The following is a 21,603-nucleotide window of genomic DNA, read 5'->3' as shown; positions in this document are numbered from 1 at the left end:
TGCGTCACCTTGTCGCAGGTCCGGTTCGCGTCCCACGTGATCGATGAACTGCCGCCGTCGGTTCCCGGCTCCGAGGCGCAGCTGCTGCTGCGCCCTCGCCGCATCCTGACGTCGCGGCAGTTTTTCGTTCTCTTCGGACTCATTTCGGTGCCGGTCGCGGCGGTGTCGGGCTACGGGTTCGCTCTGGGCAACGCCTACGCACCGTGGTTCGCGCTGCTCGATCTGGTGATCGTGGCCGTGGCGCTGCGCGGGGTGTGGCAATCGGGCGACCGCTACGAGCGGATCGTCGTGGGCGAACAGCGGCTGGAAGTGCGCCGTTCGCCCGATGACGCCGCCGTGTTCCAGGCGCATCCCTACTGGGTGCGACTGCGCACGGAGGGTGTGCGTGACGCGCCGGACCACCTGCGGCTGGGTTCGCAGGGGCGCGAGGTGGAGATCGGCAGTTTCCTGCCGCCCGGCGAGCGCAGCGAGCTCGCAGAGCGGCTGCGGTGGATGTTGGCGGCGGCCTCGGGCCGTGCGCCGGCCAACGAACATTGAGGTGAGGTCATCGGCATGAAGAAGTTCCGACCCCAGCACGCGATCGCCGGCCTCCTGGCCAGCCTTAGCGCCACGTTCGCCTGTGCCGCCGAGAAGGCGGAACCGTGGCAACTGAACATGACGCCGGGCGTCACGGCCACCGCCGAGCGCGCCTACGACATGCACATGATCATGCTGTGGATCTGCGTGGTCATCGGCATCGTCGTGTTCGGCGCGATGGCCTACTCGATCGTCAAGTTCCGCAAGTCGAAGGGGGCGGTGCCGGACAAGACCTTCGTGCACAGCACGAAGCTCGAGATCGTCTGGACGGCCATCCCGACCCTGATCCTCGTCGTCATGGCCTACCCGGCGACCATCAAGGTCATCGAGGCCTACGACACGAAGGACCACGAGATGACGGTGAAGATCGTCGGCCAGCAGTGGCTCTGGACCTACGAGTACGTGGGCGAGGGCGTGACCTTCACCAGCCGCCTCGACCGTGAGTCGGACCGCCTCCGCCAGAGCGGCGTGGTGGTGGATGCGAACAACCCGAACTACCTGCTCGACGTCGACAACCGCCTCGTGCTGCCGACCGATACCAAGATCCGCTTCATCCTGACGGCTGACGACGTCATCCATGCTTGGTGGGTCCCGGCCCTCGGCTGGAAGAGCGATGCCATCCCCGGCATCGTCAATGAGCAGTGGACCGAGATTCGCGAGCCGGGCATCTACCGCGGCCAGTGCGCCGAGCTGTGCGGCAAGGACCACGGCTTCATGCCGATCGTGGTCGAAGCCGTGCCGAAGGCCGAGTTCCAGGCCCGTCTCGCCGCGATGAAGTCGGCGAACGACGAGACCGCCCGCACCGCTTCCGCCGTTCCGGCTGCCGCCGGCCCGCAGGGTTGAGCCAGAGAGATTCCGCCATGGCAAATACGCACGCTGATACGCACCACGACGACCACGGCCACCAGCAGAGCTTCTTCCAGCGCTGGTTCATGTCCACGAACCACAAGGACATCGGCACGCTGTACCTGGTCTTCTCGCTGGTCATGTTCCTGGTCGGCGGCTCGATGGCGCTCGTCATCCGCGCCGAGCTGTTCCAGCCGGGCCTCCAGCTGGTCGACCCGTCGTTCTTCAACCAGATGACCACGATGCACGCGCTGGTCATGATCTTCGGCGCGGTGATGCCGGCCTTCGTCGGCCTCGCCAACTGGATGATCCCGCTCATGGTCGGCGCGCCCGACATGGCGCTGCCGCGCATGAACAACTGGTCCTTCTGGATCATGCCCTTCGCCTTCGCGCTGCTGCTGATGCCGCTCGCGCTGCAGGCCTTCGGCATCGGTTCGGGCAGCCCGGCCGGTGGTTGGACGCTGTATCCGCCGCTGTCGCTGCAGGGCGGTTCGAACGTGGCGTTCACGATCTTCGCGATCCACCTGATGGGCATCAGCTCGATCATGGGCGCGATCAACATCATCGCCACGATCCTCAACATGCGCGCCCCGGGCATGGACCTGCTGAAGATGCCGATCTTCGTCTGGACCTGGCTGATCACGGCGTTCCTGCTGATCGCGGTGATGCCGGTGCTGGCCGGTGCGGTGACGATGCTGCTCACCGACAAGTTCTTCGGCACCTCGTTCTTCAATGCCGCCGGCGGCGGTGACCCGGTCCTGTACCAGCACGTGTTCTGGTTCTTCGGGCACCCCGAGGTCTACATCATGATCCTGCCGGCCTTCGGCATCGTGTCGGAGATCATTCCGACCTTCGCCCGCAAGCCGCTGTTCGGCTACCAGGCGATGGTGTACGCCACGGCCTCGATCGCCTTCCTGTCGTTCATCGTCTGGGCGCACCACATGTTCACGGTCGGCATGCCGCTCGGCGCCGAGCTGTACTTCATGTACGCCACGATGCTGATCGCCATCCCGACGGGCGTGAAGGTGTTCAACTGGGTCACCACCATGTGGCGCGGCTCGATGACCTTCGAAACCCCGATGCTGTTCGCGCTGGGTTTCGTCGTGATGTTCACGATCGGCGGCTTCTCGGGCCTGATGCTCGCGATGGTGCCGGCCGACTACCAGTACCACGACACCTACTTCGTGGTGGCCCACTTCCACTACGTGCTGGTGACCGGCGCCGTGTTCGGCATCATGGCCGGCGTGTACTACTGGCTGCCGAAGTGGACCGGCTACATGTACAACGAGACGCTCGGCAAGGTGCACTTCTGGGGCAGCACGATCTTCGTGAACCTGCTGTTCTTCCCGCAGCACTTCCTGGGCCTGGCCGGCATGCCGCGCCGCATCCCGGACTACAACGTGGCCTTCGCCGACTTCAACATGTGGTCGTCGGTCGGCGGCTTCGGCTTCGGCTTCATGCAGCTGCTGTTCGTCTACATCGTCTGGAAGTGCGCGCGTGGTGGCGTCAAGGCCGAGGCGCGCTCGTGGGAAGGCGCCCGTGGCCTGGAGTGGACGGTGCCGTCGCCGGCCCCGCACCACACCTTCACCAAGCCGCCGGTCATCCGCGACGAAGACCTGTCGCACGGCGACGTCGCGCACTGAGCCTGACGAGCGACTGACGTGGACGCCCCTCGCGACCCCAACGACACCCCGGCCCGCCGAACCTCGGTGCGGCGGACGGCATGGCTGCTCGGCGGGGTTGCGGCGGCGCTCTACGTCTACGCGATGTTCATGGTCGTGGCCGAGGCCAACGCATGAGTTCGAACGCCGCCACCGCCCGCACCATCGCCCTCGTCTCCGCGGGCTGCTTCGTCGCCGCGTTCGCGCTGGTGCCGCTGTACGAGATCGCCTGCGAGAAGGTCTTCGGCATCAAGCTCGAGGACACCCCGGCCGGCGAACACCGCGTCGTCGGCATGCAGGTCGATCCGAACCGCACCGTGCGCATCGAGTTCGACGGCACCGTGAACTCCAAGCTGCCGTGGACCTTCCAGCCGGAAGTGCTGACGATGGACGTCGTCCCCGGCCAGGCCTACGAGATGAACTACGTCGCGGGCAACCGCGACGCGATGCCGGTGGTCGGCAATGCGGCCCCGTCCGTGGCGCCGGTCGTCGCGGCGGGCTACTTCGTCAAGACCGAGTGCTTCTGCTTCACCGAGCAGCTTCTGTATGCCGGCGAGAGCAAGACCATGCCGGTCCGCTTCATCGTCGACCCGGCGCTGCCGCCCGAGGTCAAGACGATCACCCTGTCCTACACCTTCTTCAAGAACGACGCGGCCACCGCCCGCGCCGCCGCCGGCCCGGTGCCCGCGGTTGCATCGGCCCCGGTCTTCGCGCCACGCTGACACCATTCCACCGCTGCATCGCTAGGGGTTTCCATGGCCACCGCCCACCACGACGCCGACGTCTATTTCGTCCCGCACCACAGCAAGTGGCCGTTCGTCGGCTCGATCTCGCTGTTCGTGCTGATGATCGGCCTGATCAACTGGTTCAACGGCAGCGACACGTCGTTCTGGATCTTCATGGCCGGCATCGCGATGATGATCTACACGCTGTTCGGCTGGTTCGGCGACGTGATCCGCGAGTCGGAGGGTGGCAACTACAACGGCCAGGTCGACATTTCGTTCCGGCAGGGGATGATCTGGTTCATCTTCTCCGAGGTGATGTTCTTCGCGGCGTTCTTCGGCGCGTTGTTCTATGTCCGGACCTTCGCGTTGCCGTGGATCTCCGGTGATGGCCACGGCAGCCTCGCCAACGAATTCCTCTGGAACGGCTACGTGGCCGGGTGGCCGGCCAACGGCCCGGAGGCCATCGGTGGCGCCTTCGAGACGCTGCCGGCCTTCGGCCTGCCGCTGATCAACACCGTCATCCTGCTCACCTCGGGCCTGACGCTGACCATCGCCCACCACGCCATGGTGGTCGGTCAGCGCAGCAAGGTCCTCACCTGGCTCGGTGCGACCATCCTCCTCGGCTTCTGCTTCTTCGGCGTGCAGGCCTACGAGTACATCCACGCTTGGGGCGACCTGAACCTTCGCATCAGCTCGGGCATCTACGGGGCCACGTTCTACATGCTGACGGGCTTCCACGGCCTGCATGTGTTCCTCGGTACGGTGATGCTGCTGGTGGTGTGGTTCCGCGTGCTGAAGGGCCACTTCACGCCGGAGAAGCACTTCGGCTTCGAAGCGGTGGCCTGGTACTGGCACTTCGTCGACGTGGTCTGGCTCGGCCTGTTCCTGTTCGTCTACGTGCTCTGATCCCGCCCTCCGGCGGAAATGCACAAGGCCGGCTCGCGCCGGCCTTGTCGCATTCAGGGGACTTGATGGCGCTTACTGGCCGATGCCGTGGAAACGCCAGAACCCCAAGAAGTGCCCCGCAGTCATGATGGCCAGAAGCGCGATCGACAGGCCGATGCGCCAGCTCAGCGAGCGCACCATGCGGCCGTCGGCCTGCGGCTTCGACACCATGTGGAACAGCGCGGCGAAGAGGTTCCAGACGATGACGGCGAGAAACGCGATGACCAGAAGCTTTTCCACGGGCGGACCTGAAAGACGGGACGTGCGCGGATTATCCGCGGCCGATGGGAGTGTCGGGTGAAACCCGCGCTGCGCCGCGCGTTGCTGTGGGTCGTCGCGCTGGGGCTTTGCCTCGCGTTCGTGCGCGCCGGGCTCTGGCAGTCCGGCCGCGCGATCGAGAAGGAAACCCTGCTGGCCGACAGCGCGCGCGTGCTCGCCGAGCGCCGGCCCGCGCCGCTGGCCGAGGCCTTGGACGCCATGCCCGCGTGGGTGGCGGTCGAGGGGGCCTTCGAGGCGATCCCCGCGCTTCGGCTCGACAACCAGCGCCGCGGCCCGCACGTGGGCGTGCAGGTGTATCGCGCGTTCCGGCTCGACGATGGCCGCCGCCTCTGGGTGGACCTCGGTTGGCGCCCGCTGCCGGCCGACCGCCGGGTGCCGGACGAGGCGCCGATGCCGCCCAACCCGATGCGCCTCGAGGGCCTGCTGGTGCCGCCGCCCTCGGCGGGCCTGGCCCTCGGTCCCGCGGCCTCGGCGCTCCCGGACGGTGGCCGGCTGGCGCTCCGCCTTGAACCCGAGGTGCTGCGCGAGGCCGGCGAGGCGCTCGATGGCGCCGTGCTGCGTCTGGATCCCGCCACCCCGCTCGGCCACGAACGCGACCTCGACCTGCTGGCGAATACCCTGTCGCCTGACAAGCACCGTGGCTACGCGCTGCAGTGGTTCGGTTTCGCCGCCGGCCTGTTGCTGCTTTCCCTCTTTCTCCAGTTCCGACGCCGTCCATGACCACTCTCCTGCGTTCCCGCACGACCCTGCTGCTGGTCGTCGCGCTGTTCTTCACCTCGTTCGGCATCGCGCTGTACCTGATCTATTCGGGCTGGCGCCCGACCGCGACGCGCAACGCCGGCGAGCTGCTGGCCACGCCCATCGAGCTCGGAACACTGGGCCTGACCCGCGCGGATGGCAGCACGTATCCGGAGTGGGAGGGCGACAAGCGCCTGTGGCGCGTCGTGGTGCTGCCCGCCGCGGACTGCGGTGAGCCCTGCCTGCGCCTTAGTGATTCGCTGTATCGCGTGTGGATCTCGGAAGGCCGCCACGCCGACCGTGTGCAGGTTCTCTGGTTCGGCGACGTGCCGGCACAGGCGCCGGAATATCGGGCCTTCCTGCCGATGGCGGCCTCGCCGACGCTCCGTGCCAAACTGCCCGCCTCGCATGTGGACGGCAGCCTCGCGGTGTACCTGATCGACCCCAACGGCTTCCTCGTGATGCGGTATGCGCCCGGCTTCGACCCGACCGGCCTGCGCAAGGACCTCGCGCGCCTGCTGAAGGTGACGGAATGATCCCCGTGCGTCACTTCCACCGCATCGCCTGGGTGGCGGTGATCCTCGCCTTCGGCGTGATCTTCCTCGGCGGCTTCACGCGCCTGAATAACGCGGGCTTGAGCTGCCCCGACTGGCCGACCTGCTACGGCAAGGCGACCTGGCCCACGACCGAGGCCGACATCGCGCACGCCAACGCCAACTTCGAGCGCGCGGTCGAAGTCAGCAAGGCGGTCTGGGAACAGGTGCATCGCCACATGGCGGCGACGCTGGGCACGCTCGTGCTGGTGCTCGCGCTGCTGGCCGTGCGCCGCAAGCCGCAGGGCGTCGCCACTGTCGCGATCGGCGCGGCGTTGGTGGTCGCGGCCATCTTCGCCTACATGAAAGTCGACCACGTCCTCGCCCTAGGCCTCGCCGCGGCGGGCCAGGTGGTGTGGCTCTCCGGCATCGTGCGCTGGGCCGATGGCGTCGCCCGCCTGTCGGTGGGCCTGCTGATGCTCGTCACCTTCCAGGCCCTGCTCGGCATGTGGACGGTGGTGTGGCTGGTGAAGCCGGTCATCGTGATGAGCCACCTGATGGGCGGCCTCGCCACGTTCTCCTTGCTGACCGTGTTGGCGTGGTGGACAACGCCGAATGCGATGCGCGTGCACGTCGACGCGCCGCGCCTTCGCGGTCTGATGTGGATCGGCCTCGCGCTGTTGGCCGTGCAGATCGCCCTGGGTGGCTGGGTGGCGTCGAATTACGCGGCGCTTGCTTGCGGCCTGGATTTCCCGAAGTGCAAGGGCGCGTGGTGGCCCTCGACCGACTTTGCCGAGGGCTTCGTGCTCTGGCGCGGCATCGGCGTGGATTACGAAGGCGGCGTGCTCGACGCCTCGGCGCGTGCGGCCATCCAGATCGCGCACCGCATCGGGGCCGCGGTGGTGACGGCGTACTTCCTGTTCCTCGGCTTCCGCCTGGCGTTCGCGCCCGGCTTCCGCACCTCGGGCATCAGCTTGCTGGTGCTGCTGTGCGCGCAGGTCGCGCTGGGCATCGCCAACGTGGTGATGGGCCTGCCGCTGTACGTCGCCACCGCGCACCTGCTGGTGGCCGTGCTGATGCTGTTCACCGTGGTTACCTTGCTGGCGCGCCTGCGCTCGCCCGAGGCCTGAGCCGATGGCCAACCTCGCCAGCCAGTACTGGGAGCTAACCAAGCCGCGCGTCGTCGCGCTGATTGTCTTCACCGCGGTGATCGGCATGTTCCTCGCCACGCCGGAGTTCCCCGGCTGGCGCGCGCTGGTGCTCGGCAGCCTCGGCATCTGGCTCGCCGCGGCTTCGGCCGCAGCGATCAACCACCTGCTCGACCAGCGCATCGACGCGGTGATGGCGCGCACCCAGCATCGTCCGCTGCCGACCGGCTCGCTGACGGCCGCGCAGGTGCTGGGCTTCGCCATCGCGCTGGGCGCGTTGTCGATGCTGATCCTCGCGCTGTGGGTGAACCCGCTCACCGCGGCACTGACCTTCGCCTCGCTGATCGGCTACGCGATCATCTACACCGGCTACCTCAAGCGCGCGACGCCGCAGAACATCGTCATCGGCGGGCTCGCCGGCGCCGCACCGCCGCTGCTCGGCTGGGCCGCGGTGAAGGGCTGGCCGGAAGGCGCGGGCTTCGCGGCACTGTTCGACGCCCCGAACGACTACCACCACGCCCTTCTGCTGGTGCTGATCATCTTCGTGTGGACGCCGCCGCATTTCTGGGCGCTGGCGATCTTCCGCAAGGACGACTACGCGAAGGCGATGATCCCGATGCTGCCGGTGACGCACGGCGTGGTGTACACGCGCTGGCAGATCCTGTTCTACACGCTGCTGCTGATCGCGGTGACGGTGCTGCCTTTCGCCAGCGGTATGAGCGGGCTGTTCTACCTCGGCGGTGCACTGGTGCTCGGCGGCGTGTTCCTTTACTACGCCGTGCGTCTGTTCAACCCGCCCGACCCGATGTACCCGATGCGGGTGTTCAACTACTCGATCATCTACCTGATGGTCCTGTTCGCCTTCCTGCTGGTCGACCATTACCTCGTCGACGAGGCGCCTGCCGTCGACGCGACGCCGGGCCTGAGCTTCGAGCGGGTGGGTTGAAGCGGCGGCGGCTGAGCCCCAGTTCCGGGTGACGCCCCCGATGGATCGTCGCCATGCGCAGCACGCGCTTCCACCTCTGGATTGCCGGCCTGCTGGTGTTCGCCGCACTCGCCGCCGCGGCGCGTGCGACAGCGCCCCCGGCCAACGCCGCGGACCTGCTTCCCGACGCGCACGAGGCCCGCGTGCTGGTTCTGGGCGAACTGCACGGAACGAATGAAGCCCCGGCGCTGGCCGCCGCGGTGGTGCGGCAGCGGCTGGATGCCGGCCTGCCGGTGACGCTGGCGCTGGAAGTGCACGCCGCGGAGCAGCCGCGGCTCGACGCGTTCCTGGCTTCGAATGGCGATGACGCCGCGCGCACAGCGCTGCTGCGCGGTGATTTCTGGCAGGTGCCCGCCGAGCGCAGCGACGGTCGACGCAGCGTGGCGATGCTGGCGCTGCTCGAGTCGATGCAGCGGTTTCGCGCTGCTGGGCACGACGTGCGCGTGCTGGCCTTCGACGCCGGCAACGCGGCCGGCGGGGCGCCGCGGCGCAACCAGCGCATGGCGGCGGTGCTTCGCGAGGCGATCGCGCGCGATCCGCAGCGCGCGTTCGTCGTGCTTGCAGGCAACTATCACCTGCGGCGTGTCACGCCCGATCGTATGGGCGGCCTGTTGTCTGGCGAGTCTCCGCCGGTGCCGACGATGGCGCACTTGGCCGACTTGACCGTGTTCCGCGTCAATGTCACGGCCCGGGACGGCGACTTCTGGGCCTGCATGGGCGGCGCGTGTGGGCCGCAGCCGGTGGGTGCGCGCGGCATGTGGGGCGGCGACGAGGCACGCGCGCCGAGCTACCGACAAACGCCCGAGGACGCCGGCCGTCACGATGCGCAGCTGATGCTGCCGCGCTTCAGCGTCGCGGCCCCCGTGGCGGTCGAGCCTTGACGAACGGCGGGCCCGTCGGCGCCTTCGGCCTCCGGCGCTAGACTGGCAGCGGGCCGGCCCGGTCCGTCGATCCGCCGGAGCGCGCATGCAGCTGCGTCGCAGCAATCTCGGAAAGCTCGCCGCGCGGCGCTTCGACGTGCTGGTGATCGGCGGCGGCATCAACGGTGCCGTCGCCGCCGCGGCGCTCTCGGGCAAGGGCGCCTCGGTGGCGCTGATTGACCAGCGCGACTTCGCCGGCTTCACCAGCCAGCATTCGAGCAACCTCGCCTGGGGTGGCATCAAGTACCTCGAGAGCCGCGAATTCGGCCTGGTGCGCGACCTCTGTCGGAGCCGCAACCGGCTGCTGGACGCCTACCCCTCGCGGGTGCTCCCTATCCGCTTCTTCTCGACGCTGGATCGCGGCTTCCGCTTCCCGCCGCGCCTCGTCTGGGCTGGCGCGTGGCTCTACTGGCTCTTCGGCGATGCCCGCACCGCGCCGCCGCGATGGCTGTCGAAAGCCACGATCGAGCGCGAGGAGCCGGTGGTGGGCACGGCGCGCTACGCCGGCGGGCTCGAGTATTCCGACGCCTACCTGCACGACAACGACGCCCGCTTCGTCTTCCAGTTCGTGCGCTCGGCGATGGACCGCGGCTGCATCGCGGCGAACTACGTCGAATCGCTGGGCGCGAGCCGGGTCGACGGCGAATGGGTGACGCGGGCGCGCGACGGGATGTCCGGCGCGGCGTTCGAGATCCGCTCGACGGTACTGGTCAACGCCGCCGGGCCCTTCGTCGACGCCCACAACGGGCTGACCGGAGAACGCACGGCGCATCGCCATGTCTTCTCCAAGGGCATCCACCTCGTCGTGCCGCGCATCACCTCCAGCCGGCGCATCCTGACCTTCTTCGCCGACGACGGCCGCTTGTTCTTCGCCATCCCGATGGGCCTGCGCACCTGCGTCGGCACCACCGACACGCGGGTGGCATCACCGCACACCGGCGTGACCGACGAGGATCGGCAGTTCGTCCTCGACAACATCAACAAGCGGCTGAACCTCGCGAAGCCCTTGACCCGCGCCGACATCATCGCCGAACGCTGCGGCGTGCGGCCGCTGGTGGTGAAGACGGACGGCACGGCCGCCGATGGCGACGACTGGCTGCAGATGTCGCGCCGGCACCAGATCGACGTGAACCCGGCCAACGCACACCTCAGCGTGTTCGGCGGAAAGCTCACCGATTGCATCAACGTCGGTGATGAAATCGCGGAACACGTCGCGGCGATGGGGATCGCGCTGCCGCATGCCGATTACCGCTGGTACGGCGAACCGCACCCGAGCGTGCGCGAGGAATACCTTCACCAGGCCCGGCTGATGGACCTCGACAGCTACACCTCGCCGCAGTCGATCGAGCGCCTGAGCAGCCGCCTGTGGCGTCGCTACGACCAGCAGGCCTTCGAGCTGCTGGCGGAGATCCGCGAGGACCCGCGGCAGGCCGAGGTGCTGATCGAAGGCACCGACTACCTGCGCTGCGAGATCCGGCTCGCCAAGCAGCAGGAGATGATCACCAAGCTCGAGGATTTCTTGCGCCGGCGCTCGAAGATCGCCCTCGTCGTGCGCCGCGAGGACATCCGCGCCGCGAAAGGCCTGATGGAGGCCTGCGAGATCCTGTTCGGGCCGGACGCGCAGGCCAAGTTCGACGAGTACTTCGAGGAGCATCCGTGATGGACAAACGCTATGTGCTGGCCCTCGACCAGGGCACCACCAGCTCGCGCGCGATCCTGTTCGACCGCGCGGCGAAGGTCGTCGCCGTGGCGCAGCAGGCGTTCGACCAGATCTACCCGCAGCCGGGCTGGGTCGAGCACAACCCGATGGCGCTCTGGGAGACGCAGATCGGCGTGGCCCGCGCCCTGCTGGACAAGGCCGGTGTTCGCGCCGACGAGGTGGCCGCCATCGGCCTCACCAACCAGCGCGAGACCACGCTGGTGTGGGAGCGCGACACCGGCAAGCCCCTGGGCAACGCCATCGTCTGGCAATGCCGGCGCACGGCCGGCCTCTGCGATGCGCTCAAGGCCCGCGGCTTCGAGGCGCACGTGCGCGAACGCACCGGCCTCGTCATCGACGCCTATTTCTCGGCGACGAAGCTGCAGTGGATCCTCGACCAGCACCCCGGCGCACGGGAGCGCGCGCGCCGCGGCGAACTGCTGTTCGGCACCGTCGACACCTGGCTGCTGTGGAAGCTCACCGGCGGGCGGGTGCACGCCACGGATGTCTCGAACGCCTCGCGAACGATGCTGTTCGACATCGACGCACTGCGATGGGATGAGGCCCTGCTCGACGCGCTCGACATCCCCTCGGCGATGCTGCCCGAGGTGCGCCCGTCGAGCGGCGTGTTCGGCCACATCGCCCCCGGCCTATTCGACGGTGTGGCCATCCCGATCGCCGGTTGCGCGGGCGACCAGCAGGCCGCGCTGTTCGGGCAATCGTGCTTCGAACCCGGCATGGTGAAGAGCACCTATGGCACCGGCTGCTTCATGCTGATGAACACCGGCGCGAAGCGCGTGCCTTCGAAGCACGGCCTGCTCACCACCATCGCTTGGGGGCTGGACGGCCGCGTCGACTACGCGCTGGAAGGCAGCATCTTCGTCGCCGGTGCCGCGATGCAGTGGCTGCGCGACGAAATGCGCGTGCTGGATCGCGTCGAGGACTCGGAAGCGCTGGCGCAGTCCGTACCCGACAGCGGCGGAGTGGTCGTGGTGCCGGCCTTCGTCGGCCTCGGGGCACCGCACTGGGACATGTACGCGCGCGGCACGGTGCTGGGGCTCACGCGCGGCAGCGGTCGTGCCCATCTGGTCCGAGCGACGCTGGAATCGATCGGCCTGCAGGCGCACGACGTGCTCGTCGCGATGCAGGAGGACGCCGGCTTGGCGCTCGCGATGCTGAAGGTCGACGGCGGTGCCGCGGCCAACGGCTTCCTGATGCAGTTCCAGGCCGACGTGCTCGGCGTTCCTGTCGAGCGCCCGATGGTCAACGAGACCACGGCGATGGGCGCGGCCTTCCTTGCCGGGCTGGCGGTGGGCGTGTGGCGCGACACCGCGGAGATCGCCGCGCTGTGGCAGCGCGACCGGCGCTTCGACCCGACGATTGAGCCGGCGCAGCGGGAGCGTGTTGTTCGGGAGTGGCGCCGGGCCGTCCAGCGCGCGCGCGCGTGGATCGAGCCCGGCGACTGAAGCGGCTTACTCGGCCAGCAGGTGGCGTTGCCAGAAAATCACGGTGGCAGCGTTGAACCAGTCGGCGTTGCTCTTCTTCGCGAAGCCGTGGCCCTCGTCCTTGAACACGAGGTACCAGACGTCGCGGCCGTTGCCGCGCACCGCCTCGACGATCTGGTCGGCCTCGGAGAGCGGCACGCGCGGATCGTTGGCGCCCTGGGCGACGAACAGCGGCGAGGTGATTTTCGCGGCGTTGTTGAGCGGGGCGATCTGGTCCATGAAGGCGCGCATGGCCGGGTCGCGCTCATCGCCGTACTCCACGCGGCGCAGGTCGCGGCGGTAGCTCTCGGTGGCTTCGAGGAAGGTGGCGAAGTGGCTGATGCCCACCACGTCGACGCCGGCGGCGATGCGGTCGGCGTAATCGACCATCGAAGCCAGCACCATGTAGCCGCCATAGCTGCCGCCGAAGACGCCGACGCGCTCGGCGTCGAGCTCGGGCTGGTTTGCGACCCAATCAAGAAGCGCGCCGATGTCCTTCACCGAGTCCTTGCGCTTGAAGCCGTTGTCGAGCTGCAGGTAGCTCTTGCCGTAGCCGGCCGAGCCACGCACGTTCGGCACCAGCACGGCGATGCCGAGCTCATTGACGAGGTACTGGATGCTCGGGCTGAAGGTCGGGAAGGCCTGCGCCTCGGGGCCGCCGTGGATCTGGATGACCACCGGCAGCTTGCGCCCGGCCGGCACGTTCGCGGGGCGGTAGTAGAAGGCGGGCACCGAGAGGCCGTCGAAGCTTTCGTAGCGGATCAGGCTTGGCGCGACGAAGCGCGAGGTGTCGAGGCCACCCACTTCGCTTTGCGTCCAGCGCGTGAGGGACTTCGCGGCGATGTCGATCACGTGCACGTCGCTGGGCGATGTCGCCGTATTCAGCGTCAGCGCGACGCGGGTGCCGTCCGGCGAGAACGCGATGCCGCCGATCACGCCGACCGGCAGCTCGGGCAGCGCGATTTCGCGATGGTCGGGCAGGGTGCGCAGGTGCAGCTTGCCAATGCCGTCCTCGTTGGTGGCGAACACGAGGTGCTTGCCGTCGTCGGCGATGTCGAAGCCGGTGACGTCCCACGGGATGTTTTCGCTCAGCATCAAGGGCTTCGCCATGCCCGGCGCGTGGTAGCGCAGCGTGCGGAACTCGGTGCCTTCGTCGCTGGTGTAGTAGGCGCCCTTGCCGTCCGGGGCGTATCGGAACGGGCCGAAGGCGGCCTTGCCGCCATCGACGGGGAACATTTCGAGTTTGCCGGTGGCGAGGTCGAGCTCGCCGGGGTAGCTCTCGTTGATCGACACGGTTTTGGTGACGAGGAGCTTCTTGCCGTCGCGCGAGAAATCGGTGGCGAACCACGTGCCGCCTTCCTGCAGCACCACGCGCGCCGGGGCATCGCCGGTCTTCACCCAGATGTCGCTGTCGCGGCCGTTGCGCATGGTGCTGGTGAAGGCCACCTGCGTGCCGTCGTGCGACCACAGCGGCGACTCGTTGCGCGAACGCTGGCCGTCGGTGATGCGCGTGGCCTCGCGCGTGGCGAGGTCGTAGCGGTAGAGCTGCCAGAATTCGGAGCCGCCCTCGTCCTTGCCGAACACGAAGCCGCCGCGGCCCGGCTGCGCCTGCACGGCGACGGTGGGTTCGCGATAGAACGTGAGCTGCTCGCGCATGCCGAGCGGCTGGCGCACCACGTGCACCTGGTTGGTCTCGCCGAAGCGCGTGGTGACGAGGATCGCGTCATTGCCCGACCAGCCGGCGAAGTTGGCGCCGCGCGTGTTCTGGTAGCGGTTGAGCTGCTCGAGCAGTTCGGCCGACGGCGCGGGGATGTTCTCGCTGATGCGGTTGCCCACTTCCTCGCGCTGCACCGCCGGCGTGGCCGGAGGGGTGAGGGCGAAGGCGGGGAGAGCGGTGACGAACGCGAGGCCGAGGGCCAGCGGGACGGCGCGAAGACGCATGGGCGACTCCAGTGCGATGACGGGCCCCGGAGACTAGCAGGGGCGGGGCGAGTCGGCCGCGACGGTGGCGTCGGCTCGGAACAGCGCGTCCTGCGGCGAGTGGACGGGGTCGTCGAAATGCGCGAGGCCCACGCCCACGAGGCGAAATCGCGTGCGCGGCGGCAGGTCGACGCGATCGCGCAGCGCCAGCGCCACTTCGGCCAGCGACTGCGCGCTGGTGGGCATGGCTTCGGGGCTCAGGCTGCGGGTGAGGGTCTGGAAGTCCGAGGTCTTCAGCTTGAGCTGCACGGTGCGGGCGCGCCGCGGTTCCCGCTGGGCGAGCGCCCAGACGCGCTCTGCCAGTCGCGTGATCGTGGGCCCGAGCTCATCGAGGAAGTGGTCCTCGCTGAAGGTGTCCTCGGACGAGATGGACTGGCGCACGCGCGAAGGCACCACCGGTTCGTCGTCGATGCCGCGGGCGAGTTCGGCGAGCTTCAGGCCCCAGCGTCCGAACTTGTGCACCAGCAGCGGCGTTGGCACGGCCCGCAGTTCGCCGACGGTATGGATGGCAAGCGCCGCGAGTTTCTCGGCCATCACCTGGCCGACGCCGGGCAGCCTTGCGGCGGGCAGCGGCGTGAGGAAGGACAGCACGCGCTCGGGGCGCACGACGAACAGGCCGTCGGGCTTGCGATGGTCGGAGGCGATCTTGGCGACGAACTTGTTCGGGGCGATGCCGGCCGACGCGGTGAGCGACAGCTCCTCGCGGATGCTGGCGCGGATCGCCTGCGCCACTTCGGTGGCGGTCGCGAGGCCCTGCTTGTTGCTGCTGACGTCGAGGTAGGCCTCGTCGAGCGACAGGGGTTCGATCAGGTCCGTGTGGCGTTCGAGGATCTCGCGCACGTGCTTTGACACGGCCTTGTATCGCCCGAAGTCCGGCGGTACGAAGATGGCCTGCGGGCAGAGGCGCTCGGCGCGGATGGCGGGCATCGCCGAGCGCACGCCGAACTTGCGGGCCTCGTAGCTGGCGGCGCAGACCACCGAGCGTGCGCCCTTCCAGGCCACGACCACCGGCTTGCCGCGCAGTGCGGGGTCGTCGCGCTGCTCCACCGAGGCATAGAACGCGTCCATGTCGATGTGAACGATCTTCCGCATCGGCTCAGGCGGCGCCGCGGCTCCAGTGTGCGGGCGGCTGGGGCTTCGAGAACAGCCAGCCTTGACCGATGCCGCAACCGAGCTTAAGCAAGGCGGCGCGCTGGCGTTCGTCCTCGATGCCTTCTGCCACCACTTCGAGGTTCAGTGCCTTCGCGAGGCCGATGATGGCGGATACGATGGCGGCGCTGCCCGGGCTCATCGCCGCGATGAAGCTGCGGTCGATTTTGACCGTGTGGAGCCGGAACCGGTGCAGATAGCCGAGCGACGAATAGCCGGTGCCGAAGTCGTCCAGCGCGACCTTGATGCCGTGCCGCGCCAGCGCGTCGATGGTGTCGCCGGCACGGTCCTGGTGGCCGATGAAGGCACCTTCAGTGACCTCGATGCGGATCTGCGACGGCGCGACGCGGTGCGCTTCCAGCCGCTTGATGAAGCGTGCGGCGAAGTCGCCCATGCGGAAATGCCGGGGCGACACGTTGATGTTGATGTACTGTCCGTCGTCGAGGAGCCCCGGGGCCAAGGCGAAGACCTGTTCGAAGATGAGCCAGTCGATCGCCTCGAGGCTGCCGTTGGCTTCGGCCACGTCGAGGAAGGCCCCCGGCGCGAGGACGCCGCGTGCCGGATGACGCCAGCGCATCAAGGCCTCCCAGCCGAGGATGCGGCCGTCGTCGAGCGCGACGATGGGCTGCAGCCAGGGCTCGAACTCGCGCCGCAGGATGGCGAAGCGCAGGTCGCTTTCCAGCTCGAGGAGCGCGAGCGCCTTGTCATGCAGGGCTTCGTCGAAGACCTCGAACCGGCGGTCGCTGCTCTTCTTCGCGCGATACATCGCGATATCCGCGTCGCGCAGCATGTCCTCCGGCGAGTTGTAGCGTTCGTGGCCGATCGCGATGCCGATGCTGACGCCCGTGAAAACCGTGCGTCCGAGGATTTCCATCGGCCCGGAGAGCGCAGCGATGACCCGTTGTGCGAGGCGCACTGCGTCGTCCGCACCGTCGACGTGGTCCATCAGGATGGCGAACTCGTCGCCGCCGAGGCGCGCCACCATGTCCGGCCCGCGAACGCTGCGCGAGAAGCGATGCGCCACTTCGACCAGCAGCGCATCGCCGACGGCGTGGCCGGCGCTGTCGTTGATGATCTTGAAGCGGTCGAGGTCCATGAACAGCAGGGCGAAGCGGGCCTCGGGATCGCGCTGCAGGCGCTTGATCGCGCGCGCCAGGTGCTCGCGCAGGTAGGCGCGGTTCGGCAGGCCCGTCAACCCGTCGTGCAGCACCTGGTGCTTGAGCTGCTCCTCCATCCGCTCGCGCACGGCGATCTGCTCGAGGAGCGCCTGGGTGCGCTCACCGACGCGATGTTCCAGCTCGGCGTTGGCGCGCCGCAATGCTTCGGCGGACTGGTGGCGCTCCAACGTGCTTGCCACCTGGTGGGCGATGAAGGTCAGCAGCTCCTCGTCGGCGGCGGAGTAGACCAGGCCGGCGGTGTAGCTCTGCACCACCAGCACGCCGAAGGCGCGGCCTTCGCGGAGCAGGGGAACGCCGAGCCAGCTCTTAGTCGGGCCCGGCGTGGTGCCCGCGAAGGCCCCGGTTGCGGCGACGACCTCGAAGGCTGCGCGCCCGCCCGCCGTGTCCAGGTCCACCAGGAAGGGCCGGGCGCGGTGGTAGACGTAGGCGGTCACGCCGGTCTTGGCCTGCGTCCGCCCCGGGTTCGTCTCGAATTCGTCGGCGAAGTACGGGAAATCGAAATGCTGCCCCGTCTCGTCGATCAGCGCGACGTAGAAATTGCGACTGGGCATGAAGCCGCCAACGATCTCCTGGAGCGTCCGGAAGAATGCGTGCGTATCGAGATCCGAGTTCGCCAGTTCGGCGATCCGGTACAGCGCACGCTGCAGGCGCTCGCCCCGTTCGCGCGCCTGCACCTCGGCCGTGAGTTCGCGGGTGCGGAGCTCCACGCGACGCTCCAGTTCTTCCTGGGCGCGCTTGTGCTCGAGCGCCGTGAGGATGTGGCTGCCGACGAAGCCGAGAAGGGCCTGGTCGGCCTCGGTGTAGCGCGGGCGCTGGACGTAGGCCTGCACGACGAGCACGCCGCGCACCTGACCGTCGGCAAGCATCGGGACCCCCAGCCAGTCGGCGCTGCGGGGGCCGACCCGGCGCATCGGGAGGCCGACCTGTTCGTCGATCTCGTCCGGTGCGCCGCGCAGTGCCCGTCCGGTCTCGAAGACCCGGTAGGTGTAGGTGCCTTCGAGGTCGGACAGGCGACGGAAAGGCATGTCCGCCGCACGCACGTCCGGCTCCTCGGTGTCCGCGTAGTAGAGGAACTCCACCTCGTCCGTCTCCGGCCGATGCAGCGCGATGAAGAGGTTCTCGCCATACATCAGCCCGCCGATCACCCGATGCAGCGCGAGCAGCATCGCGTCCATGTCGAGGTCGGACGCGGCGAGGTCGCTGATGGCGTAAAGCGCCTTCTGCACCTGCGCCGTCCGCTCGGCGTCGGCCAGCGCCGCGCCCAGCTGTAGCAGCCGGGCGTGCTGGTCGAGCAGTGCGTCGAGCAGCGCGGATTCGGCGTCCGGAAGTGTTCCGCCCTGCATCACCAGCCGGTCGCCATCGACCACCAATCGGCAGCGGCCCTCGCGCAGCGCCGGCAGGGCCGCTCGCGCCCGCTCGGCAAGCGCCTCGACCGGTAGAGGGGTCGGCACCAGGGCGGCGGGCGAAAGGGGCGCGGGCATGCCGCGTTCTAGCACGTGGACCGTCACCCTGCCGAAACCCGGTGGCGCGACACTGCGACGATGTTCGCGTTTCCCGCCACCTGGCGCTTGGCCGCCCCCGTCGCCCTGCTCGCGCTTATGCTCGCGGGCATGCCCCTCGCCCTTGCATCGCCCCTGCTCGTGATCGCCCATCGTGGCGCTTCGGGCGAGCGCCCCGAACACACGCTCGAGGCCTACCGGCTCGCGATCGCGCAGGGCGCCGATTTCATCGAGCCCGACCTCGTGCCAACCCGCGATGGCGTGCTGGTGGCCCGCCACGAGAACGCGCTCTCCGGCAGCACCGATGTCGCCGCACGCCCGGAGTTTACCGACCGGAAGGCGCGCAAGAAGATCGACGGCGTGTGGATCGAGGACTGGTTCGCCGAGGATTTCACGCTCGACGAGATCCGCCAGCTGCGTGCGCGCGAGACGCGCCCGGACGTGCGCGTGGCGAACACCGCCTACGACGGACGCTTCGGCATCGCGACCCTCGACGAGGTGGTCGCGCTGGCGAAGGCGGAGGGCGAACGCCTCGGTCGGCCGATCGGCATCTACCCCGAGACCAAGCACCCCACCTTCTTCCTGCATGAGGGCCGTCACCTCGACGGCACGCCCATCGCGATGGACACCAGCGCGATGCTGGTCCAGGCCTTGGTGCGTCTCGACTTCACCGATCCGGCGCGGGTGTTCATCCAGAGCTTCGAGATCGACAACCTCCGCCGCCTCCGGCACACGCTGATGCCGAAGGCGGGCGTCTCGCTGCCTCTGGTGCTGCTGGTGGGCGATACCTCGGGCAGCAGCGATCCGGCGACGACCAACTTCGGCCAGCCCTACGACCTCGTGTGGTTCGCCGCGCAGGGCGACGACCTCGCGGCGCGTTATGGCGCGCTGGCGGCGACGGTGCCGGGCTTCGGTGCCGCCACGCATTACGGCAAGCTCGTGACCCCGGCCGCGCTGTCTGCCCTGCGCCGCGACGTCGATGGCCTTGGGCCGTGGATCGCCAGCCTCGTGCAGGCCACGCCCGCGCCGGCCGGTGCGGCCGACCCGAGGCCGCGGCTCGGTGCGTCGATGGCGCCCTGGCTGGCCGAGGCGCGACGGTTGGGCTTCGCGGTGCATGCCTACACGGTGCGGGCCGAGCCGCCCTACCGCTTCGTCGACGCCGAAGGCCGTGAGCAGCCGCCGGAGGCGCTGGTCCGCCAGCTGGCCGAAGCCGGCGTCACCGGGGTGTTCGCCGACCAGCCGGGCCTCGCCGCCGGCGTTCGCGAGGCGCTCCGGCACGAGGCCGCTTCGCGGACGTCGCGCTGACGCCTGTCGCGGCCCACCTCGCTAGGCTCGCGGCATGTCACGCATCGCGTCTTTCGCTCCCGCGATTCCCGCCGTCCCGCGCGCCCTCGTCCTCGGGTCGATGCCGGGGGTGGCCTCGCTGCGCGCCGGTCAGTACTACGCGCATCCGCGCAATGCCTTCTGGCCGCTGATGCAGGCGCTGTTCGCGGTGCCGTCTCGTGCCCCGTATGCGGAGCGCCTCGCGGCGCTCGGCGAGGCCGGCGTCGCCCTCTGGGACGTCCTCGCCGAATGTGAGCGCGAGGGCAGCCTCGACAGCGCCATCGCGCCGGCCAGCGTCGCGGTGAACGACATCACCGGCCTGCTGGCGAGTCACGTCGGCCTTCGTGTCATCGCCTTGAACGGCGGCACCGCAGCGCGGCTGTTCGATCGCCACGTGGCCCCGGCATTGGCGGCGCGCCTTGCCGCGATGCGCGTGCTGCGCCTGCCCTCCACGAGCCCGGCGCACGCCGCCCGTTCGTTCGTGGAGAAAGCCGATGCGTGGGCGGCGCTGTCCGCGGCCTTGCGCGCACCGGAGAGCGAACGCGCATGTGCCTGATCGCTGTCGCCGTCGACGCGCACCCGCGTTGGCGCTTCGTGCTCGCCGGCAATCGCGACGAGTTCCACGCGCGCCCGACCGCGGCGGCCGGCTTCCTCGATGGGGATGAAGCCACCTATGGCGGCCGCGATCTGCAGGCCGGCGGCGGCTGGCTGCAGGTGGCGCGCGATGGGCGCGTCGCCGCGGTCACCAACGTTCGCCTCGGCCGCGCGGAAACATTCGCACGATCGCGGGGCGCGCTCGTGGCCGACTTCGTCCTCGGCACGGCGACGGCGAGCCCCTACCTCGACGCCTTGCAGCCGATCGCGTCGGAGTACGGCCGCTTCAACCTGCTGCTGTGGGATGGCGCCGCCCACTACGCGTCCAACCATCCCGCGCACGGTGCGCGGACCCTGGCGCCCGGGGTGCATGCGCTGTCGAACGCCGACATCGACACGCCGTGGCCAAAGACCGAGGCCCTGCGTGCGGCGATGACGCGATGGCTGACCGGTGCCGATCGACGCACGCCGCGCGAAGGCGGCGACCTGCTCGAACCCCTCTTCGAGGCGCTTGCCGATCCACACGAAGCGCCGGATGCCCTGCTGCCGGACACCGGCTTGGGGCTCGAATGGGAGCGCCGGCTCTCGGCCGCCTTCATCCGCGGCGAGGCCTATGGCACGCGGGCCAGCACCGTGGTGCTGGTGGGCGACGACGGGCTGTGGTTCGAAGAGCGGACCTTCGGGCCGGGCGCGACGCCCATGGGTCGCCGCGGGCGTTGGCTGGCCCGGCGCTGATCCAAGGCGCCCGGTCGGCCGGTCAACCGATGCGCGCGTGGCGCGTTGAGGGACTCACCACCCGAAGGAGTCCCGCCATGTCCCGTCCTCTCCTGCTTGCCCTCGCGATCACCCTGCTGGCGGCGTCCATCGCCAGCGCTGGCCCCGCCCGCCCAGGGCCTGGCGCGACGCCGGGTGGCCGCTTCGCCGAGCTCGACCGCAACCGCGACGGCGTGATCGATCGTGCCGAAGCCGCTACGGCCCCCCGTTTGGCCGAGCGCTTCGAGCGCATTGATCGCAATGGCGACCAGCGCCTTGCCCCGGAGGAACTTCGCAAGGCCGCCCGGCTCGCGGCCACGCGTCGCGACCTGGCCAAGGCCCAGCGCGAGGCGATGCGCGCGCGCTTCGCCTTCCTCGACGTGGACGGTGACCGCAGCCTGACCATGGCCGAGATCGGCACCGAGGCGCCGCAGCTCGCCGGCCGCTTCGCCATCATCGACCGCGACCGCGACGGCCGCATCGTCCCGGACGAACTGCGCGACCACCTGAAGGCGCAACGCGAGGCGCGCCGCGCGTCGCGCGCCGGCTGAGCCCCACCGACCGCGCTGTAACCTTCGCGCGCCGACG

Annotated in this window: 21 protein-coding genes; 17 read left to right on the top strand and 4 right to left on the bottom strand. The window is 69.2% G+C overall.

Annotated features, from left to right (window positions below; genetic code table 11):
* Window positions 1-39 precede the first annotated feature (39 nt).
* The 6 genes from O9280_RS01675 to O9280_RS01650 are packed head-to-tail and all read left to right on the top strand — an operon-like array spanning window position 40 to window position 4,714.
* Complete coding sequence (locus O9280_RS01675) at window positions 40-537, top strand: DUF2244 domain-containing protein (RefSeq protein ID WP_343228719.1); 498 nt, start codon at window positions 40-42, stop codon at window positions 535-537.
* 15 nt (window positions 538-552) lie between these two features.
* A complete protein-coding gene (gene coxB / locus O9280_RS01670; RefSeq protein ID WP_298337997.1) occupies window positions 553-1,419 on the top strand; it encodes a cytochrome c oxidase subunit II in 867 nt (288 codons plus the stop codon).
* A gap of 17 nt (window positions 1,420-1,436) precedes the next feature.
* On the top strand, window positions 1,437-3,065 hold the full coding sequence (gene ctaD / locus O9280_RS01665; protein WP_298337995.1) for a cytochrome c oxidase subunit I: 1,629 nt from the start codon (window positions 1,437-1,439) through the stop codon (window positions 3,063-3,065).
* Window positions 3,066-3,083: 18 nt separating this feature from the next.
* The gene (locus O9280_RS01660; RefSeq protein ID WP_297876471.1) at window positions 3,084-3,221 is read left to right on the top strand and encodes a hypothetical protein; all 138 of its coding nucleotides are present in this window, start codon (window positions 3,084-3,086) and stop codon (window positions 3,219-3,221) included.
* Window positions 3,218-3,805 carry a cytochrome c oxidase assembly protein gene (locus O9280_RS01655; RefSeq protein ID WP_297865109.1) on the top strand — a complete coding sequence of 196 codons (588 nt, stop codon included), beginning with the start codon at window positions 3,218-3,220 and terminating at the stop codon, window positions 3,803-3,805. Before O9280_RS01660 ends, O9280_RS01655 begins: the two co-directional genes overlap by 4 nt.
* A gap of 33 nt (window positions 3,806-3,838) precedes the next feature.
* The gene (locus O9280_RS01650) at window positions 3,839-4,714 is read left to right on the top strand and encodes a cytochrome c oxidase subunit 3 (RefSeq protein ID WP_298337992.1); all 876 of its coding nucleotides are present in this window, start codon (window positions 3,839-3,841) and stop codon (window positions 4,712-4,714) included.
* Window positions 4,715-4,786: 72 nt separating this feature from the next.
* Here O9280_RS01650 and O9280_RS01645 read toward each other — a convergent pair whose 3' ends face one another.
* Window positions 4,787-4,993, bottom strand: coding sequence for a DUF2909 domain-containing protein (locus O9280_RS01645; protein ID WP_297865111.1), 207 nt, complete (start codon window positions 4,991-4,993; stop codon window positions 4,787-4,789).
* A gap of 57 nt (window positions 4,994-5,050) precedes the next feature.
* Here O9280_RS01645 and O9280_RS01640 point away from each other — a divergent pair, with 57 nt between their 5' ends.
* The 7 genes from O9280_RS01640 (at window position 5,051) to glpK (ending at window position 12,521) form a co-directional block, all read left to right on the top strand.
* Window positions 5,051-5,752, top strand: coding sequence for an SURF1 family protein (locus O9280_RS01640; protein WP_298337990.1), 702 nt, complete (start codon window positions 5,051-5,053; stop codon window positions 5,750-5,752).
* On the top strand, window positions 5,749-6,306 hold the full coding sequence (locus O9280_RS01635) for a hypothetical protein (protein ID WP_298337988.1): 558 nt from the start codon (window positions 5,749-5,751) through the stop codon (window positions 6,304-6,306). Before O9280_RS01640 ends, O9280_RS01635 begins: the two co-directional genes overlap by 4 nt.
* Complete coding sequence (locus O9280_RS01630) at window positions 6,303-7,433, top strand: COX15/CtaA family protein (RefSeq protein ID WP_298337986.1); 1,131 nt, start codon at window positions 6,303-6,305, stop codon at window positions 7,431-7,433. Before O9280_RS01635 ends, O9280_RS01630 begins: the two co-directional genes overlap by 4 nt.
* A 4-nt stretch (window positions 7,434-7,437) precedes the next feature.
* Complete coding sequence (cyoE, locus tag O9280_RS01625; RefSeq protein ID WP_298337985.1) at window positions 7,438-8,397, top strand: heme o synthase; 960 nt, start codon at window positions 7,438-7,440, stop codon at window positions 8,395-8,397.
* Between the two features lie 53 nt (window positions 8,398-8,450).
* On the top strand, window positions 8,451-9,317 hold the full coding sequence (locus O9280_RS01620) for a hypothetical protein (protein WP_298337983.1): 867 nt from the start codon (window positions 8,451-8,453) through the stop codon (window positions 9,315-9,317).
* 85 nt (window positions 9,318-9,402) lie between these two features.
* The gene (locus O9280_RS01615; RefSeq protein WP_298337981.1) at window positions 9,403-11,016 is read left to right on the top strand and encodes an FAD-dependent oxidoreductase; all 1,614 of its coding nucleotides are present in this window, start codon (window positions 9,403-9,405) and stop codon (window positions 11,014-11,016) included.
* Window positions 11,016-12,521, top strand: a complete 1,506-nt coding sequence (gene glpK / locus O9280_RS01610) for a glycerol kinase GlpK (RefSeq protein WP_298337979.1) — start codon at window positions 11,016-11,018, stop codon at window positions 12,519-12,521. Before O9280_RS01615 ends, glpK begins: the two co-directional genes overlap by 1 nt.
* A gap of 6 nt (window positions 12,522-12,527) precedes the next feature.
* On the opposite strand, the gene O9280_RS01605 is transcribed toward glpK, so the two are convergent.
* From O9280_RS01605 to O9280_RS01595, 3 genes are read right to left on the bottom strand one after another with little or no spacing between them, the layout of a single operon-like run.
* Entirely contained in the window at window positions 12,528-14,480 is a 1,953-nt protein-coding gene (locus O9280_RS01605) for a S9 family peptidase (protein ID WP_298337977.1), read from the bottom strand.
* Between the two features lie 33 nt (window positions 14,481-14,513).
* The gene (gene dinB / locus O9280_RS01600) at window positions 14,514-15,611 is read right to left on the bottom strand and encodes a DNA polymerase IV (protein WP_298337975.1); all 1,098 of its coding nucleotides are present in this window, start codon (window positions 15,609-15,611) and stop codon (window positions 14,514-14,516) included.
* A gap of 4 nt (window positions 15,612-15,615) precedes the next feature.
* Window positions 15,616-18,327, bottom strand: coding sequence for a GGDEF domain-containing protein (locus O9280_RS01595; RefSeq protein ID WP_298337972.1), 2,712 nt, complete (start codon window positions 18,325-18,327; stop codon window positions 15,616-15,618).
* Window positions 18,328-18,387: 60 nt separating this feature from the next.
* Here O9280_RS01595 and O9280_RS01590 point away from each other — a divergent pair, with 60 nt between their 5' ends.
* The 4 genes from O9280_RS01590 to O9280_RS01575 all read left to right on the top strand — a co-directional run bounded on the left by O9280_RS01590 (window position 18,388) and on the right by O9280_RS01575 (window position 21,566).
* Window positions 18,388-19,650, top strand: coding sequence for a glycerophosphodiester phosphodiesterase family protein (locus O9280_RS01590; RefSeq protein WP_298337970.1), 1,263 nt, complete (start codon window positions 18,388-18,390; stop codon window positions 19,648-19,650).
* A 34-nt stretch (window positions 19,651-19,684) separates the two neighbouring features.
* Window positions 19,685-20,224, top strand: coding sequence for a DNA-deoxyinosine glycosylase (locus tag O9280_RS01585; protein WP_298337968.1), 540 nt, complete (start codon window positions 19,685-19,687; stop codon window positions 20,222-20,224).
* Window positions 20,215-20,997, top strand: a complete 783-nt coding sequence (locus O9280_RS01580) for an NRDE family protein (protein WP_298337967.1) — start codon at window positions 20,215-20,217, stop codon at window positions 20,995-20,997. The genes O9280_RS01585 and O9280_RS01580 overlap by 10 nt, the downstream gene beginning before the upstream one ends.
* A gap of 77 nt (window positions 20,998-21,074) precedes the next feature.
* Window positions 21,075-21,566, top strand: coding sequence for an EF-hand domain-containing protein (locus O9280_RS01575; RefSeq protein WP_298337965.1), 492 nt, complete (start codon window positions 21,075-21,077; stop codon window positions 21,564-21,566).
* The last annotated feature ends 37 nt before the right edge of the window (window positions 21,567-21,603 follow it).

The sequence above is a fragment of the Silanimonas sp. genome (genome assembly GCF_027531545.1).
In the GTDB taxonomy this organism is placed as follows: domain Bacteria; phylum Pseudomonadota; class Gammaproteobacteria; order Xanthomonadales; family Xanthomonadaceae; genus Silanimonas.
The sequence above is the reverse complement of the archived record's forward strand: the minus strand, read 5'-3'. Positions and strand labels throughout refer to the sequence as shown.

What these genes read in the sequence shown, in the direction of transcription:
- coxB (WP_298337997.1), top strand. Translation starts at nt 553, where the DNA reads ATGAAGAAGTTCCGACCCCAGCACGCGATCGCCGGCCTCCTGGCCAGC.
- ctaD (WP_298337995.1), top strand. Translation starts at nt 1,437, where the DNA reads ATGGCAAATACGCACGCTGATACGCACCACGACGACCACGGCCACCAG.
- O9280_RS01655 (WP_297865109.1), top strand. Translation starts at nt 3,218, where the DNA reads ATGAGTTCGAACGCCGCCACCGCCCGCACCATCGCCCTCGTCTCCGCG.
- O9280_RS01650 (WP_298337992.1), top strand. Translation starts at nt 3,839, where the DNA reads ATGGCCACCGCCCACCACGACGCCGACGTCTATTTCGTCCCGCACCAC.
- O9280_RS01635 (WP_298337988.1), top strand. Translation starts at nt 5,749, where the DNA reads ATGACCACTCTCCTGCGTTCCCGCACGACCCTGCTGCTGGTCGTCGCG.
- O9280_RS01630 (WP_298337986.1), top strand. Translation starts at nt 6,303, where the DNA reads ATGATCCCCGTGCGTCACTTCCACCGCATCGCCTGGGTGGCGGTGATC.
- cyoE (WP_298337985.1), top strand. Translation starts at nt 7,438, where the DNA reads ATGGCCAACCTCGCCAGCCAGTACTGGGAGCTAACCAAGCCGCGCGTC.
- O9280_RS01620 (WP_298337983.1), top strand. Translation starts at nt 8,451, where the DNA reads ATGCGCAGCACGCGCTTCCACCTCTGGATTGCCGGCCTGCTGGTGTTC.
- O9280_RS01615 (WP_298337981.1), top strand. Translation starts at nt 9,403, where the DNA reads ATGCAGCTGCGTCGCAGCAATCTCGGAAAGCTCGCCGCGCGGCGCTTC.
- glpK (WP_298337979.1), top strand. Translation starts at nt 11,016, where the DNA reads ATGGACAAACGCTATGTGCTGGCCCTCGACCAGGGCACCACCAGCTCG.
- O9280_RS01605 (WP_298337977.1), bottom strand. Translation starts at nt 14,480, where the DNA reads ATGCGTCTTCGCGCCGTCCCGCTGGCCCTCGGCCTCGCGTTCGTCACC.
- dinB (WP_298337975.1), bottom strand. Translation starts at nt 15,611, where the DNA reads ATGCGGAAGATCGTTCACATCGACATGGACGCGTTCTATGCCTCGGTG.
- O9280_RS01595 (WP_298337972.1), bottom strand. Translation starts at nt 18,327, where the DNA reads ATGCCCGCGCCCCTTTCGCCCGCCGCCCTGGTGCCGACCCCTCTACCG.
- O9280_RS01590 (WP_298337970.1), top strand. Translation starts at nt 18,388, where the DNA reads ATGTTCGCGTTTCCCGCCACCTGGCGCTTGGCCGCCCCCGTCGCCCTG.
- O9280_RS01585 (WP_298337968.1), top strand. Translation starts at nt 19,685, where the DNA reads ATGTCACGCATCGCGTCTTTCGCTCCCGCGATTCCCGCCGTCCCGCGC.
- O9280_RS01580 (WP_298337967.1), top strand. Translation starts at nt 20,215, where the DNA reads ATGTGCCTGATCGCTGTCGCCGTCGACGCGCACCCGCGTTGGCGCTTC.
- O9280_RS01575 (WP_298337965.1), top strand. Translation starts at nt 21,075, where the DNA reads ATGTCCCGTCCTCTCCTGCTTGCCCTCGCGATCACCCTGCTGGCGGCG.